14 protein-coding genes are annotated in these 14,481 nt (G+C 65.0%); 8 read left to right on the top strand and 6 right to left on the bottom strand.

Annotated elements, in window-relative coordinates; translation table 11 throughout:
- The first annotated feature begins 4 nt into the window (after nt 1–4).
- The 4 genes from JQ575_RS11060 to JQ575_RS11045 all read left to right on the top strand — a co-directional run bounded on the left by JQ575_RS11060 (nt 5) and on the right by JQ575_RS11045 (nt 2,451).
- The gene (locus JQ575_RS11060) at nt 5–370 is read left to right on the top strand and encodes a 6-carboxytetrahydropterin synthase (RefSeq protein WP_212033225.1); all 366 of its coding nucleotides are present in this window, start codon (nt 5–7) and stop codon (nt 368–370) included.
- Between the two features lie 4 nt (nt 371–374).
- The gene (gene hemF / locus JQ575_RS11055; RefSeq protein WP_212033224.1) at nt 375–1,259 is read left to right on the top strand and encodes an oxygen-dependent coproporphyrinogen oxidase; all 885 of its coding nucleotides are present in this window, start codon (nt 375–377) and stop codon (nt 1,257–1,259) included.
- On the top strand, nt 1,250–2,002 hold the full coding sequence (locus tag JQ575_RS11050; RefSeq protein ID WP_409364780.1) for an HAD family hydrolase: 753 nt from the start codon (nt 1,250–1,252) through the stop codon (nt 2,000–2,002). Before hemF ends, JQ575_RS11050 begins: the two co-directional genes overlap by 10 nt.
- Before the next feature lie 173 nt (nt 2,003–2,175).
- Nucleotides 2,176–2,451, top strand: a complete 276-nt coding sequence (locus JQ575_RS11045) for a YodC family protein (RefSeq protein ID WP_212033223.1) — start codon at nt 2,176–2,178, stop codon at nt 2,449–2,451.
- Nucleotides 2,452–2,519: 68 nt separating this feature from the next.
- Here the strand turns inward: JQ575_RS11045 and JQ575_RS11040 are convergent, their stop codons facing one another.
- The 5 genes from JQ575_RS11040 to JQ575_RS11020 are packed head-to-tail and all read right to left on the bottom strand — an operon-like array spanning nt 2,520 to nt 6,144.
- Nucleotides 2,520–3,290, bottom strand: a complete 771-nt coding sequence (locus tag JQ575_RS11040; RefSeq protein WP_212033222.1) for a TSUP family transporter — start codon at nt 3,288–3,290, stop codon at nt 2,520–2,522.
- A 10-nt stretch (nt 3,291–3,300) separates the two neighbouring features.
- Nucleotides 3,301–4,572, bottom strand: coding sequence for a CCA tRNA nucleotidyltransferase (locus JQ575_RS11035; RefSeq protein WP_212033221.1), 1,272 nt, complete (start codon nt 4,570–4,572; stop codon nt 3,301–3,303).
- Nucleotides 4,569–4,847 (bottom strand): DUF6111 family protein, encoded by a 279-nt coding sequence (locus tag JQ575_RS11030; RefSeq protein WP_212033220.1) that lies wholly within the window; start codon nt 4,845–4,847, stop codon nt 4,569–4,571. The genes JQ575_RS11035 and JQ575_RS11030 overlap by 4 nt, the downstream gene beginning before the upstream one ends.
- Nucleotides 4,844–5,506 (bottom strand): CoA pyrophosphatase, encoded by a 663-nt coding sequence (locus JQ575_RS11025; protein ID WP_409364779.1) that lies wholly within the window; start codon nt 5,504–5,506, stop codon nt 4,844–4,846. The genes JQ575_RS11030 and JQ575_RS11025 overlap by 4 nt, the downstream gene beginning before the upstream one ends.
- A gap of 8 nt (nt 5,507–5,514) precedes the next feature.
- Nucleotides 5,515–6,144: a DUF1285 domain-containing protein gene (locus tag JQ575_RS11020; protein ID WP_192738546.1), complete on the bottom strand. Its 630-nt coding sequence runs from the start codon at nt 6,142–6,144 to the stop codon at nt 5,515–5,517.
- A 231-nt stretch (nt 6,145–6,375) separates the two neighbouring features.
- Between JQ575_RS11020 and JQ575_RS11015 the strand changes: the two genes are divergently transcribed.
- From JQ575_RS11015 to JQ575_RS11000, 4 genes are read left to right on the top strand one after another with little or no spacing between them, the layout of a single operon-like run.
- Nucleotides 6,376–7,377 (top strand): MoxR family ATPase, encoded by a 1,002-nt coding sequence (locus tag JQ575_RS11015; RefSeq protein ID WP_212033218.1) that lies wholly within the window; start codon nt 6,376–6,378, stop codon nt 7,375–7,377.
- Nucleotides 7,377–8,321, top strand: a complete 945-nt coding sequence (locus JQ575_RS11010) for a DUF58 domain-containing protein (RefSeq protein ID WP_211997793.1) — start codon at nt 7,377–7,379, stop codon at nt 8,319–8,321. Before JQ575_RS11015 ends, JQ575_RS11010 begins: the two co-directional genes overlap by 1 nt.
- Nucleotides 8,321–11,131, top strand: coding sequence for a DUF4159 domain-containing protein (locus tag JQ575_RS11005; RefSeq protein WP_212033256.1), 2,811 nt, complete (start codon nt 8,321–8,323; stop codon nt 11,129–11,131). Before JQ575_RS11010 ends, JQ575_RS11005 begins: the two co-directional genes overlap by 1 nt.
- Nucleotides 11,132–11,135: 4 nt before the next feature.
- On the top strand, nt 11,136–13,199 hold the full coding sequence (locus tag JQ575_RS11000) for a hypothetical protein (protein ID WP_212033217.1): 2,064 nt from the start codon (nt 11,136–11,138) through the stop codon (nt 13,197–13,199).
- An 18-nt stretch (nt 13,200–13,217) separates the two neighbouring features.
- On the opposite strand, the gene zigA is transcribed toward JQ575_RS11000, so the two are convergent.
- Nucleotides 13,218–14,426 (bottom strand): zinc metallochaperone GTPase ZigA, encoded by a 1,209-nt coding sequence (gene zigA, locus JQ575_RS10995; protein ID WP_212033216.1) that lies wholly within the window; start codon nt 14,424–14,426, stop codon nt 13,218–13,220.
- Nucleotides 14,427–14,481 lie beyond the last annotated feature (55 nt).

Here is a 14,481-nt window from a genome sequence, read left to right as displayed (position 1 = left end):
CGCAATGTGGGAACTGACAAAATCGTTTCGCTTCGAGGCCGCGCATTCGCTGCCGGGAACGACCTTTGGCGCCGATAGCGAAGAGATTCACGGCCACTCGTTTCGTGCCGAAGTCAGCATGCGCGGCACGCCCGATCCCGCCACGGGGATGGTGCTCGATCTCGGCCTGCTCGAACGCAGCATGGCGGAGGTCCAGAAGACGCTCGACCACAAGCTCCTCAACAAGGTCGAGGCGCTTGGCCCGCCGACGCTGGAAAACCTGTCGCGCTTCATCTGGGAGCGGGTCCAGCACGCCGGAAAGATCACCCGCGTCAGCGTTCACCGCGACAGCTGCAACGAGAGCTGCACTTATTACGGCCCGCAGGGCTAGACCGATGGATACCGCCATCGAGGATCGCAAGGCGCGGGCGCGGGGCTGGTTCGAGGCGCTGCGCAACTACATCTGCGCGGCCTTCGAGCGGCTGGAAGACGATGCGCCCGCCTCGCTCTATCAGGGCTCCGCGGGACGCTTCGTGCGCACACCGTGGGACCGCGCCGACCACACCGGCAAACCTGGCGGTGGCGGCGTGATGTCGATGATGTACGGACGGCTGTTCGAGAAGGTCGGCGTGCATTGCTCGACGGTGCATGGCGAATTCAGCCCCGAATTCCGCTCGCAGATTCCGGGCGCCACCGATGACCCCAGGTTCTGGGCATCCGGCATCTCTGTCATCGCGCATATGCGCAACCCGCACGTTCCCGCCGTGCATATGAACACCCGCTTCGTGGTGACGACGAAGGCGTGGTTCGGCGGCGGCGCCGACCTGACGCCGGTGCTCGACCGGCGCCGCAGCCAGGAAGACGCCGACACCATCGCCTTTCACGCGGCCATGAAGCAGGCCTGCAGCGGGCCGAGCGGCGTTGCCGATTACGACAGATACAAGAAATGGTGCGACGAATATTTCTACCTGCCGCATCGCAAGGAAGCCCGCGGCATCGGCGGCATTTTCTATGATCACCACGATTCCGGCGACTGGGATGCCGACCTCGCCTTCACCCAGGACGTCGGCCGCGCCTTCCTGAAAATCTATCCCGAACTGGTAGGTAAGAATTTCGAAACCCCGTGGACGCCGGCCGATCGCGAGGAGCAACTGGTGCGCCGCGGACGCTACGTCGAATTCAACCTGCTCTACGACCGCGGCACCACCTTTGGCCTGAAGACCGGCGGCAATGTCGACTCAATCCTGTCGTCGATGCCGCCCGAAGTGAAATGGCCCTGAACAAAATGGCCTCGACCAAGATGACACAACTACCCCGCGCCATGCTGATCGACATGGACGACACCATCCTGTCGGCCTATGGCCGCCCCGAGATCGCCTGGAACAATGTCGCGGCGGAATTTGCCGATGAGTTGGGCTCCATCTCATCGCAACAGGTCGCCGCGGCGATCGTGGAGGCGGGCCGGAAATTCTGGGCCGCGGCCGCGGCCGAATGGCGGCTGAAGCTTGAGGAGGCCCGGCACGTGGTGGTCGGCAACGGATTTGCAGCGCTTGCTGCCGCCGGCCACGCACCGCTGTCGCCGGATCTGGCCGCGCGGCTCGCCATCCGGTTCCATGCCTACCGCGAGGAGGAGATGTTCGTCTTCCCCGGCGCGCACGACGCGATCGACGCGCTGAAGGCGCACGGGGTCAAGCTGGCACTGGTGACCAACGGCGCCGCCGGTCCGCAGCGCGCCAAGGTCGAACGCTTCGCGCTGGCGCACCGGTTCGATCACATCCAGATCGAGGGCGAGCACGGCTTCGGCAAGCCGGAAGAGCGGGCCTATCTGCACGCGATGGAGGCCCTCGGCGTCACCGCGCCCGAGACCTGGATGATCGGCGATAATCTGGAATGGGAAGTCGTGGCGCCGCAGCGCCTCGGCATCTACGCGATCTGGATCGACGTGCATGGCGACGGCCTGCCCGCGGATTCAACGATCAAGCCCGACCGCATCATCCGCTCGCTGACGGAACTGTTGCCGTAGAGCGTTTTCGAGCGAAGTGGATACCGGTTCGCATGAAGAAAACGCGTCAAACAAGCGTCTAGAGCCTCGGTTCCACCGCTCGGATCTCCACCGCGAAAACGGCCGGCCGTGATCCGTCTGTCATGACAGATCGATAGCCTGCCAACCGCGTCAATCAGCGCGGAGGGAAGATCATGGAATTGAAGCCAGGCGACGTTGTTATTCTGAAATCCGGCGGTCACCCGCTGACGGTGGCCGAGGTCAACGACGACACGGTCGAGTGCCTGTGGATGGGCGGCGAGGGCGATCTGTTTCGCGAAACGCTTCCCAAGTCGGTCCTCGAGCCTGCCGAAATCGATGATACGGAAGACGACGATCAGGATGAAGACGATCAGGATGAAGACGAGAGCGAAGACGACGAAGATGAGGACGACGACCACAAGAAGAAAAAGAGCAAGAAGGTAGCGTAACAACTCCCTGCGATACCGCCGGGTCGGATACCCGGCGGTATCCTTTCCTTTTCCCGCACCGAAGAGAGCTAACCGAAGAGAGACCGCGCGGCGGTCGAGATCATCACCACGCCGCCGGTGATGACGGCGGCGTCGAGGATCGCGGTGTGGATATGCACCGGCATGCGCTCGACAAAGGCCTTGGCGAGAAACGCGCCGGGAATCGAGATAGCCCCGATCAGGATTGCAAACGCGAGCACCTGCGCGGTGACGGCGCCGGCCAGGCCAAACACCGAAATCTTGATGATCGAGGTCGCAACCGAGATCACGGCGTCGGTGGCGATCACGGCCGCGCCTTCGAGGCCGACCGCCATCAACAGCGACAGCAGGATCACGCCGGAGCCCGAGGTGCCACCGACCACCACGCCATACCCGACCGCGCTGGCGCCAAGTCCGGCGTCGCTGATCCGGATATCGCGGCGTTTGGCAAACCGGCGCAGCGGCACGCTCAGGATCAGCATGCTGCCGATCACCAGCGCCGCGCCGGCACCGGACAGCCGCGTATAGCCGTAAGCCCCGAGCGCCGTGGTCAGCGCCGCGGCCGATATCACGATCAGCGCGCGGCGGCGGTCGGCATAGCGGATATAGGCGACGAAGCGGCTGATATTGGTGAAGATCGAGGAGATCGCGATGATCGGCACCACCGGCTCCGCGCCGATCAACGGCACCAGCACCAGCGGCATCAGCGCGCCGGTGCCGTAACCGGCGAGGCCGCCGACCACGGAGGCAAACAGCGCTACGCCGGCGACCAGCAACAGCTGGACGATCGAGATGTCGGCAAAGCCTGCGAGAATATTCACGGATGCAGATTCACAGCCGGTGGTCGCGGGTGAAGCGGGCGACGGTCTGGTCGGCGATGGCCAACAGCGCGGGTTGATCGAGCGGAAAATCCGCCGCCAGCCAGGCGTCCTCCGCCAGCGTCAGCACGTGGCCGAGCGCCGGGCCCTCGGCAATGCCGCGCGCGATGAAATCAGCCGCCTTCAGCGGGAATTTCGGCGCGCTCCAGCGCTGCGGCAGGGTGGCAAATTCGCGCCAATAGGCGACGCGATTGTCAGCAACGTTTTCGCTCCCCCCTGAGCGCGCCCAGGCCAGCAGCAGCCGGTCCCGATATTGTTCCTCGCCGAGCCGATAGAGCCGCCGCCGCGCCCTCGCCTCGTCCATGTCGGCGAGCCGCCACCAGCGGTGCCCCATGGAGTCGAGCGCCTTGGCCTCGGCGTTGGTCAGACGCAGCCGCGCCGCGACACGTTTGGCGTCCTCGGTTACCGCCACCGATAGCGCGCCAAGCCTGCGAACCGGGCTCGGCGTCAGCCCCAGCATGTGTTCCGCCGATATCATCGCAGCCATGGGTCCGGCGTAGGTGACGCCGCCGAAGATCGCTTGCAGAAGACCGGCATCCGCCATCGCGGTGACGGCAACCAGCGCGCCCTCCGCGACCATGATCTTCAACATTTCCATCCGCACGCGTTCGGCGGAGAGACTGGCCAGTCCCGCACGCCCGCCGATGCAGGCGAGATAGCCGGCGCGGTTGGGCTCACCAACGCCATAGACGGCGTTCATGCGGAAGAACCGCAGGATGCGCAAATAATCCTCGGCGATGCGCTGATCGGCGTCGCCGATGAAACGCACGCGACGGGCCGCGATATCAGCGAGCCCGCCGACATGATCGTGCACGACGCCGTCGGCATCGATGGACAGGCCGTTGATGGTGAAGTCGCGCCGTTCCGCATCGCGAACCCAGTCGCGGCCGAACGCGACCTTGGCCTTGCGGCCAAACGTTTCGGTATCCTCGCGCAAGGTCGTGACCTCGAACGGCACGGCGTCGACCACCAGCGTCACGGTGCCATGCTCGATGCCGGTCGGCACGCATTTGATGCCCGCCGCTTTGGCGCGACGTGCCACTTCATCCGGCAACGCCGTGGTGGCGATGTCGATATCGCCGGGCGGGATGTTCAGAAGCGCATTGCGGACGGCGCCGCCGACTACGCGGGCTTCCTCGTTATTACCGTTGAGCAGAGCGAGAACGCGGGCAGCCGGTCCTGATTTGAGCCAGGGAGCGTCGGCGAGCACGCGCACCTCGCTCATTTTCCGGCTCCGGGTTTATCGCTACCCGGAACGAACTTGCCGTTCTCGAGGTGGGCGGGAACATAGGTCGAATCCGGCGGCGCGCCTCTGAAATGCGCGAGCAGGACGAAACTGACGATCACGAGCAGCAGCGACCCCAGCACGAGCTTGGCGACGAGATGCGCCGGCCAGGAGGATTTCGCCAGCACGCCGGAACGGGTTGCAAGCAGGAACAGCGCATAGGCCACGAACGGGATCAGGAAAATTGCAAGTTCGGTCAATACCGGACGGATCATGCGAGATAAATCCGCTCGTACAACACCCGCAGGATGCCCGCCGTCGCGCCCCAGATGTAACGCTCGGCGAACGGCATCGCGTAATAGGAACGCTCCATGCCGCGGAATTCCTTGGAGTGGATCTGGTGGTTCTCCGGGTTCATCAGGAACGCCAGCGGCACCTCGAAGGCGTCGACGACTTCGCCCTCGTTGATGTCAAGTGTGAACCCGGGCTTCACCCGCGCCACCGTCGGCAGGATGCGAAAGCCGAAAGCGGTGCCGTAGAGATCGAGATACCCGATCGGTTCGATGAAGTCGCGCTTCAGCCCGACTTCCTCGTCGGCCTCGCGCAAGGCGGCATCCATCGGCGAAGCATCGGTCGCATCGATCTTGCCGCCGGGAAACGAAATCTGGCCGGCATGGCTGCTCAGATGCTCCGAGCGCTGCGTCAGCAGCACCGTCGGCTCCGGATGATCGACCACCGGGATCAGCACCGCCGCCGGCCGCACCGGCTGTTCCTGGGCGATGATCTCGAGCATCCGATCATTGCCCTCATCGCCGGTTCTGGGAATGATATTCGGATCGATCAGGCCGGGCGGGACGTCGAAGTTCAGCCGCGCCTTGGTCCGCGCGAAGAATTCCGCCGAGCTGACCGCACCCGGTTCCAACTTCTTCCGCATCGGCTCGTTCAAAGCGCGTCCCTCACCTGCTTCGCATCGGCCATCGCGAAGAATTCGCCGCCGGATTCGATTCCGAACATTGGCTGTCCATCGACCACCCGCTCTTCCCCCATGTCAACCAGATCGTAATAGAGCGCGCGGGTGACCTTGGCCCAGAGATCGCTGCGCACGTGAAGATAGGGCGTGAGCCCGCCATCAGCGGCCATCTCGAACCGCAACCGGTGCCCGGCATCACAAGGCACCCAGTCGTCCACATTGGTGCGGAAGCGCAGCAGGCGGCCACCGCCCTCGCTTTGCTCGTTCTGCATTTCGACCGCCAGGAACGGCGCATCGTCGACACGGATGCCGACCTTTTCTACCGGGGTCACGAGAAAGTGCTTGCCGTCCTCGCGCTTCAGGATGGTCGAAAACAGCCGGACCAGCGCCGGCCGCCCGATCGGCGTGCCCATGTAGAACCACGTGCCGTCGCCGGCGATTCGCATGTCGAGATCGCCGCAAAACGGCGGATTCCACAAATGCACCGGCGGCAGGCCGCGTCCGGCGGGGCTGGCCTTTGCCGCATCGGTCGCGGCGGCGGTCAGACCTTCGAGACCGGTGTTTTCACGGCCTGGTTTGCTGGTTTGCCCTTGCTTCGCCATTGTTTGCCTTAAAGCTTCTGCGGCTCAATATCTGGCACGATTGGTGCACGTCCGAGAGACGTAAGCGGGAACAATATTCTCGCCATATCGTGATGCCGTTCATACCCCCATATACCGATAATGTGGGGATAGTTTAATTCAGCGAATACATGGCCTTTGCGCAGGTTTAGCATGAGGTTCGTGGCATGACGACGCATTCGGCGGGGTCATGAAGCGGTGAAGGAGATGGATATGCCTGGCGCAGACGGTGTCGAAAAGCTCGAGGACGCAATCGTCCGTTCGGCCGAACAAGTCGCCGGCCAGATCAAGGCCGCGAAAGAAGCCATCTCCACCGTCATTTTCGGACAGGAACGGGTGATCGAAAACACCCTGGTGACGATCCTGTCCGGCGGTCATGCGCTCCTGATCGGCGTCCCCGGCCTCGCCAAGACCAAGCTGGTCGAAACCCTCGGCATCACCCTTGGTCTCGATGCCAAGCGCATCCAGTTCACGCCCGACCTGATGCCGTCGGACATTCTCGGCGCCGAAGTGTTGGACGAGAGCAACTCGGGCAAACGCTCGTTCCGCTTCATCTCGGGCCCGGTATTCGCGCAGCTTCTGATGGCCGACGAAATCAACCGTGCCAGCCCGCGCACCCAGTCGGCCCTGCTGCAAGCCATGCAGGAACAGCACATCACGGTTGCAGGCGCGCGGCACGATCTGCCCAAGCCGTTCCATGTGCTCGCGACCCAGAACCCGCTGGAACAGGAAGGCACCTATCCGCTGCCGGAAGCCCAGCTCGACCGCTTCCTGATGGAAATCGACGTCGACTATCCCGACCGCGACGCCGAGCGCCGCATCCTGTTCGAGACAACAGGCGCGGATGAGACGCTCGCCAAGGCCTCCATGAACGCGGAAATCCTGATCACCGCCCAGCGGCTGGTGCGCCGCCTGCCGGTCGGCGACAGCGTGGTCGAGGCGATTCTTTCGCTGGTGCGGGCCGCGCGTCCCAATCCGGATGGCGAGAGCGAGAAGCTGATCGCCTGGGGCCCTGGTCCGCGCGCCAGCCAGTCGCTGATGCTGGCGGTCCGCGCCCGCGCGCTGCTCGACGGCCGTCTCGCGCCCTCGATCGACGATGTGCTCGACCTTGCCGAACCGGTGCTCAAACACCGCATGGCGCTGACATTCTCGGCGCGCGCGGAAGGCCGCACCATTCCTGACGTAATCAGGCAATTGAAGACGCGGATTGGTTGATGGCCGCAGAGACCAAGCACGCCAACGGGGAGATCACAGCAATCCGACGTGCCGATGGCGAAAGCCGTACGCTCGCCGCATCGCTGCCGCGTCTCGTGCTTGAAGCCCGCCGCATCGCCGCCAACGTCATTCACGGCCTGCACGGCCGCCGCCGCGCCGGATCCGGCGAAAGTTTCTGGCAATACCGCCGCTTCGTGTCGGGCGAGCCGTCGCAGAATGTCGACTGGCGCCGCTCGGCGCGCGACGATCATCTTTATGTCCGCGAGCAGGAATGGGAGGCCGCGCATACCGTATGGGTGTGGCCCGACCGCTCGCCGTCGATGGCCTTTGCCTCGAAGCAGGCGCGTGACAGCAAGCTGGAGCGCGGCCTGATCGTGACCTTCGCGCTGGCCGAACTTCTGGTCGCCGGCGGCGAACGCGTCGGCATCCCCGGCCTGATGAACCCGACCGCCAGCCGCAGCGTCATCGACAAGATGGCGCAGGCGATGCTGCATGACGATGCCGCGCGCGCGAGCCTGCCGCCGTCGTTCATCCCGTCGGCGCTGGCCGAGATCGTGGTGCTGTCGGATTTCTGGTCGCCGATGAGCGAAATACACACCATGCTCGCGGGCCTGTCAGCCTCCGGCGCGCATGGCACGCTGATCCAGATCGTCGATCCCGCCGAAGAGACCTTTCCCTATTCCGGACGCGTCGAGTTCGTCGAACCGGAAAGCGGCGGCGTCATCACCGCCGGCCGCGCCGAAAGCTGGGCCAGCGACTATGTCGCGCGCGTGGCCCTGCATCGCGACGAGATCCGAGGCGAAACCAACAAGCTCGACTGGCTGTTTTCGACCCACACCACCAGCCGTTCCGCGGCCGAGCTATTGTTGTTCCTGCACTCGGGCATGATGGTGAGCAAGGGTGCGACGCGTTCCTACACCGTCAAAGCGGGGCGAAGCGCATGATCGCGGGCCTGCCCCTCTCCTTTGCCCAACCGCTGCTGCTGCTGGGTCTGTTGTCCCTTCCGGTGCTGTGGTGGCTGCTGCGGGTGATGCCACCGCGTCCGAGGCGGATCGAATTTCCGCCGACGCGGTTGCTGTTCGACATCAAGCCCAAGGAAGAAACCCCGTCGCGGACGCCGTGGTGGCTGACGCTGTTGCGCCTGACCGCAGCAGCCCTGGTGATCCTCGCCGCCGCAGGTCCGATCTGGAATCCACAGACCGCCGCCGGCGGCAGCAGGGCGCCGCTGGTGATCCTGCTCGATGACGGCTGGAGCGCAGCCTCGAGCTGGGAAACCAGGATCAAGGCCGCCGACGAGTTGATCGCCAATGCCGACAATGACCGCCGCGGCGTCGCGCTGGTACCATTGTCCGAGCCCGCGCGCGACGTCACGCTGATGCCGGGCGGCACGGCGCGCGTCGCACTGCGCCAGCTGGCGCCAAAACCCTATTCGATCGAGCGCGTCGAAACACTCGCAGCGCTCGATCGCTTCCTCAAGACCACCGGCGATGCCGAACTCGCCTGGCTATCCGACGGCGTCGACACCGGACGCGGCACCGAATTTCTGGAAGCGCTGGCCAAGACGGTCGGCGATCGCACGCTGACGATCTATGAAGGCGGCGCAGCCCCGGCCCTGGCGCTGGTCGCTGCCGAGAACGCCGCGGCGAAGATGACGGTGAAAGTATTGCGCACCAATAGCGGCATTGCCGCCGGCGTGGTGCGTGCGATCGACGCCAAGGGTTCGCCGATCGGTGAAGCTCGTTACGCGTTCGGGCCGCAGGACCGCGAAGCCGAAGCCGCGTTCGAACTGCCGGTCGAGCTGCGCAACGACATCTCGCGGCTGGAAATCGCCGGTGAGCGATCCGCCGGCGCCGTGCAGCTGCTCGACAAGCGATGGCGGCGGCGCGCGATCGGCGTCGTCACGGGCGCCACCAGCGACACCGCGCAGCCGCTGCTCGCCTCCACCTTCTATCTCACCCGCGCGCTGTCGCCGTTCGCCGACGTGCGGCTCGGCGACCGCGGCGCGCCGCAGCAGGTGATCGGACAGTTCCTCGATCAACGGCTGCCGATGATCGTGCTGGCCGATGTCGGCACGCTGTCGCCGGAAATCCGTGAACGCCTCAACGCCTGGATCGACCAGGGCGGCGTGCTGGTGCGTTTCGCAGGTCCCCGCCTCGCTCAGGCCGATGACGATCTGGTGCCGGTCAAGCTGCGCCGCGGCGGCCGCAGCCTTGGCGGCAGCCTGACCTGGGAAAAGCCGCAGCATATGGCCTCGTTCGCCGCCGACGGTCCGTTCGCGGGCTTGCAGGTACCGAAGGACGTCACCGTCAACCGCCAGGTTCTGGCTGAACCGGATGCCGTGCTGGCAACCAAGAGCTGGGCCTCGCTGGAAGACGGCACGCCGCTGGTAACCGGCGAGCATCGCGGCAAGGGCATCCTCAGCCTGTTCCATGTCGGCGCCGACTCGCGCTGGTCCGACCTGCCGATGTCCGGCAGCTTCGTCGAGATGCTGCGGCGGCTGGTCGACACGTCCGGCTACACGCAAAAGCCGGGCGCGGGCGTCGCCGGCGAAGCGACCAATGTCGAGACCGTGGCGCCGCTGCGCACGCTCGATGGCTTTGGCGCATTCGGCCCGCCGCCCTCCACCGCCAAGCCGATGCCGGCCGATTATCGCGACCGCGCCACCGCAGATCATCCGCCGGGCTTCTATGGCGCGGCCGAAGGTCCGATCGCCGTCAACACGCTGGCCTCAGCCGATCGTATCGCAGCACTCGACACGACATCGCTGCGCGCCCGGCGCGCCAGCTATACCAATGCCGAACCGCGCGACCTGCGCGGCATCCTGTTGTCGTCATCGCTGGCGCTGTTCCTGATCGATGCGATCGTGGTCGCCATGCTCGGCGCGGGCCTTGCCGCGCTGTGGCGGCGCCGTGCTGCGCCCGCAGCATTGGTATTGGCGATGATCCTGGCCGCGACGTCGATCGCGCCCGCCCCGCTTCGCGCCGCCGACAATGACGATTTTGCGATCAAGTCAGTCTCGCAGACGCGCCTCGCTTATGTCGTCACCGGCAATGCCGACGTCGATTCCATCGTCAAGTCAGGCATGTCGGGACTAACGCTGTTTCTCGCCCAGCGCACCGCGCTGGAAGCCGGCGACCCCGTCGGCATCGATCCCGCGCGCGACGAGCTGGCGTTCTTCCCGCTGATCTACTGGCCGGTAGTACCGGGTGCGCCGAAACCACCGCAGGACGCCATCAACCGCATCGACGCCTATATGAAGCAGGGCGGCACGGTCGTATTCGACACCCGCGACGCCATCGAGGCGCCACCGGGCGAGAACGGCGCATCGCAGACGGCGGGCATGCGCACCTTGCGCGAGATCCTCTCCTCGCTCGATGTGCCCGAGCTCGAGCCGGTGCCGCGCGAGCACGTGCTGACCAAGACGTTTTATCTGCTGCGGGATTTTCCGGGCCGGTTCAACTCGGGTCAGACCTGGGTCGAAACCCTGCCACGCGAGGATGACGACGAAGCCGCATCGCGCCCTGCGCGCGGCGGCGACGGCGTCTCGCCGATCATCATCACCTCGAACGATCTTGCCGGCGCCTGGGCGATCCGTCCCGATGGCCAGCCGATGCTGCCGCTGTCGCCGAGCGAGCCGCGCCAGCGCGAATTCGCCTTCCGCGCCGGCGTCAACATCGTGATGTACACGCTGACCGGCAACTACAAGGCCGACCAGGTGCACGCGCCTGCCCTCATCGAACGGTTGGGGCAGTAACGGCATGCAATACGGCATCGCGTTCACCCCCCTCGTCCCGACCCTCGTGCTGTGGATCGCGCTGGCCGCGATCGTCGCGATCTCGGTGCTGCTGCTGATCGGCCGCGCGCGGGGCGCGGCCGTGCGCGTCACCGCGCTGGCGCTGATCTTGCTCGCGCTCGCCAACCCCTCCTTCACGCGCGAAGACCGCGAGCCGTTGTCGTCGGTCGCCGCCGTGGTCATCGACAAGAGCCCGAGCCAGAATTTCGGCACCCGCAATGAGGAGACGGCGAAGGCGCAGGAAGCCCTGGTCGACAGCCTCAAGAAGGTCAAGGGACTGGAAGTGCGCGTCGTCGACGCCGGACAGGCCGACGGCGAAACCGACGGCACCAAGCTGTTCGGCGCGTTGTCGTCGGCGCTGGCGGATGTTCCCGTCGATCGCGTCGCCGGCGCCTTCCTGATCACCGACGGCCGCGTCCACGACATTCCCGCCAACGCCGCGGCGTTGGGCTTCCAGGCGCCGGTGCATGCACTGGTCACCGGCCGCAAGGACGAGCGTGACCGCCGCGTCGCGATTTCGGCCGCGCCAAGATTCGGCATCGTCGGCCAGCCCCAGACCATCACCTACCGGCTGGACGACCAGGGCGTCACCGGCCAGCGCGCCAGAATCGTCGTGCGCCGCGACGGCGAGGTGATCAACGAACGCACCTTGCAAAGCGGCCAGACCGCCAATGTTGATATCGACATCAAGCATGCCGGCTCCAACATCGTCGAGATCGAGGCCTCGCCGCTCGAGAACGAACTGACGCTGGTCAACAACCGCGCCGTGGTCGCGATCGAAGGTGTGCGCGATAAATTGCGCGTGTTGCTGGTATCCGGCGAGCCGCATTCCGGCGAACGCACCTGGCGCAATCTGTTGAAGTCCGACGCCAGCATCGACCTCGTGCATTTCACCATTCTGCGCCCGCCGGAGAAGCAGGACGGCACGCCGATCAACGAACTGTCGCTGATCGCGTTTCCGACCCGCGAACTGTTCCAGCAGAAGATCAACGAATTCCAGCTGATCATCTTCGATCGCTACGCCCGCCAGGGCGTGCTGCCGATCCCCTATTTCGAGAATATGGCGCGCTATGTGCGCGCCGGCGGCGCGGTGCTGGTGTCCGCCGGGCCTGACTACGCCTCGACCAGCAGCATCTGGCGCACGCCTTTGGATTCGGTGCTGCCGGCCGAACCCGTCGGCGTCTCCGAGAAGCCGTTTTACGCACGTCTGAGCGACATCGGTAAACGTCATCCGGTGACGCGCGGCCTCGAAGGCTCCGCCAACGAACCGCCGCGCTGGAGCCGGTTCTTCCGCACCGTGGAGACGCGCAACGCCATCACGCCGCCGGTCATGACCGGCGCCGACGGCAAGCCGCTGCTGCTGCTGTCGCGCTTCGGCGAGGGCCGCGTCGCGCTGCTGCTGTCGGACCATATCTGGCTGTGGGCGCGCGGTTATGAAGGCGGCGGTCCACATCTCGATCTGTTGCGGCGGATGTCGCATTGGCTGATGAAGCAGCCTGATCTCGACGAAGAGGCGCTGCGCCTGCAGATCCAGGGCAAGGACCTCGTGGTGCTGCGACAGACCATGGCCGACACCGTCGCACCCGTGACGGTGACCTCGCCGAGCGGTGCCACCCGCGAATTGACGCTGACCGCGAGCGATCCCGGCACCTGGCGCTCGACCCTGCCGGCAAGCGAACTCGGCCTGTGGCAGGCGACCGACGGCACGCTGAAGGCGCTGATCAATGTCGGACCGACCAACCCGAGGGAATTTTCCGAAGTCACGTCGACGATCGAAATGCTCAAGCCGCTGGCGCAAGCGACCGGCGGCGACGCGCGACGCGTGGTCGACGGGTCAAGCATCGACCTGCCCCGCATCGTGCCGGTGCGCTCCACCAGCATCTTCCGCGGCGACGGCTGGATGGGCGTGAAGATGCGCGACGCCAGCGTCGTCAAAGGCGTCGGCGTGCTGCCGATGTTCGCCGGCCTGATCGGCCTGCTGCTGTTGCTCGGTGCCTTCGCCGCGACCTGGATCCGCGAAGGGCGCTAGAAGCAACGCGCCGAATGGCTAAGCGGCCTCATCGGCGCGACGCCATCTGGGGAATGGATCGGGCAGACTAGCCCATTCATCGATGTGCATGCCGGACTTTCCCGGAACAAGACATGCGTCGAGCCGCGCCGTGATGGCGTCCTCGTCCATGGCGGTGCCGATGAAGACGATCTCCTGCCGGCGATCGCCGTACAGTTCGTTCCAGTTCTTCTTGAGCGATTGCCGCCAGAACGGGTCGTCCGGCCAGCGGTCGGCAGGGACATTGGCCCACCAAAAGCCCAGACCTTCCGTTCGGACAATCGCGCCAGCCTGACTCAATTCACCCAGCCATTGCGGACGCGTCGCGATCCAGAAATGCCCTTTGGCGCGGATGACTCCGGCCCAGCTTTCCCTCAGGAATTGATAGAACTTCATGGGATCGAACGGTCGACGCGCCCGATAGACAAAGCTGCCGACGCCGTATTGTTCTGTCTCCGGCGTATGGTTGGCGAAGCCGTATAGTTCCTTGAACCACAGCGGATGCTGCTGCGCCCGCTCAAAATCAAAACGACCGGTGTTGAGAATGCGCTCGAACGGCGCGTTGGAGAAATCGGTCTCCACGATGTCGGCAGCGGGGTTCAGCGCGCGAATGATTTTGCGGGCGGCCTCCAACTGGTCATTGGAAGCATCGCCGATCTTGTTGAGCACCACCACGTCAGCGAATTCGATCTGCTCGACCAGCAGATCCACCATCGTTCGCTTGTCATCAGCGCCGAGCGACTCGCCGCGATCCCTTATGAAGTCGGTCGAGGAATAGTCCCGCAGCAAGTTTACGGCATCGACCACGGTTACCATGGTGTCGAGTATTGCCACGTCGGAAAGACTGTCGCCCTCCTCGGTCCGGAAATCGAACGTCGCCGCAACCGGGAGCGGTTCGGAAATGCCGGTCGATTCGATCAGGAGGTAGTCGAACCTGTCGCTTTCGGCGAGCCCACGGATTTCCTTCAAGAGATCGTCTCGCAGCGTGCAGCAAATGCACCCGTTGGTCATTTCAACCAGTTTTTCGTCAGTCCGCGACAGGTTCGCACCGCCATCGCGGACCAGGTCGGCGTCGATGTTGACCTCGCTCATGTCGTTCACAATCACCGCAACTTTCAGGCCGCGACGGTTGTTCAGCACGTGGTTTAGCAAAGTTGTCTTTCCAGCCCCGAGGAAGCCGGACAAGACGGTGACGGGGAGTTTTCGCATCGAGGTCAAAGAGCCTGTTCAGTTCACGGAATCCCAAACGACGACGGCGACGCGG

It is taken from the genome of Bradyrhizobium sp. JYMT SZCCT0428, assembly GCF_018131075.1.
Classification (GTDB): Bacteria; Pseudomonadota; Alphaproteobacteria; order Rhizobiales; family Xanthobacteraceae; genus Bradyrhizobium.
This window is presented reverse-complemented; position numbering and strand designations above follow the sequence as displayed.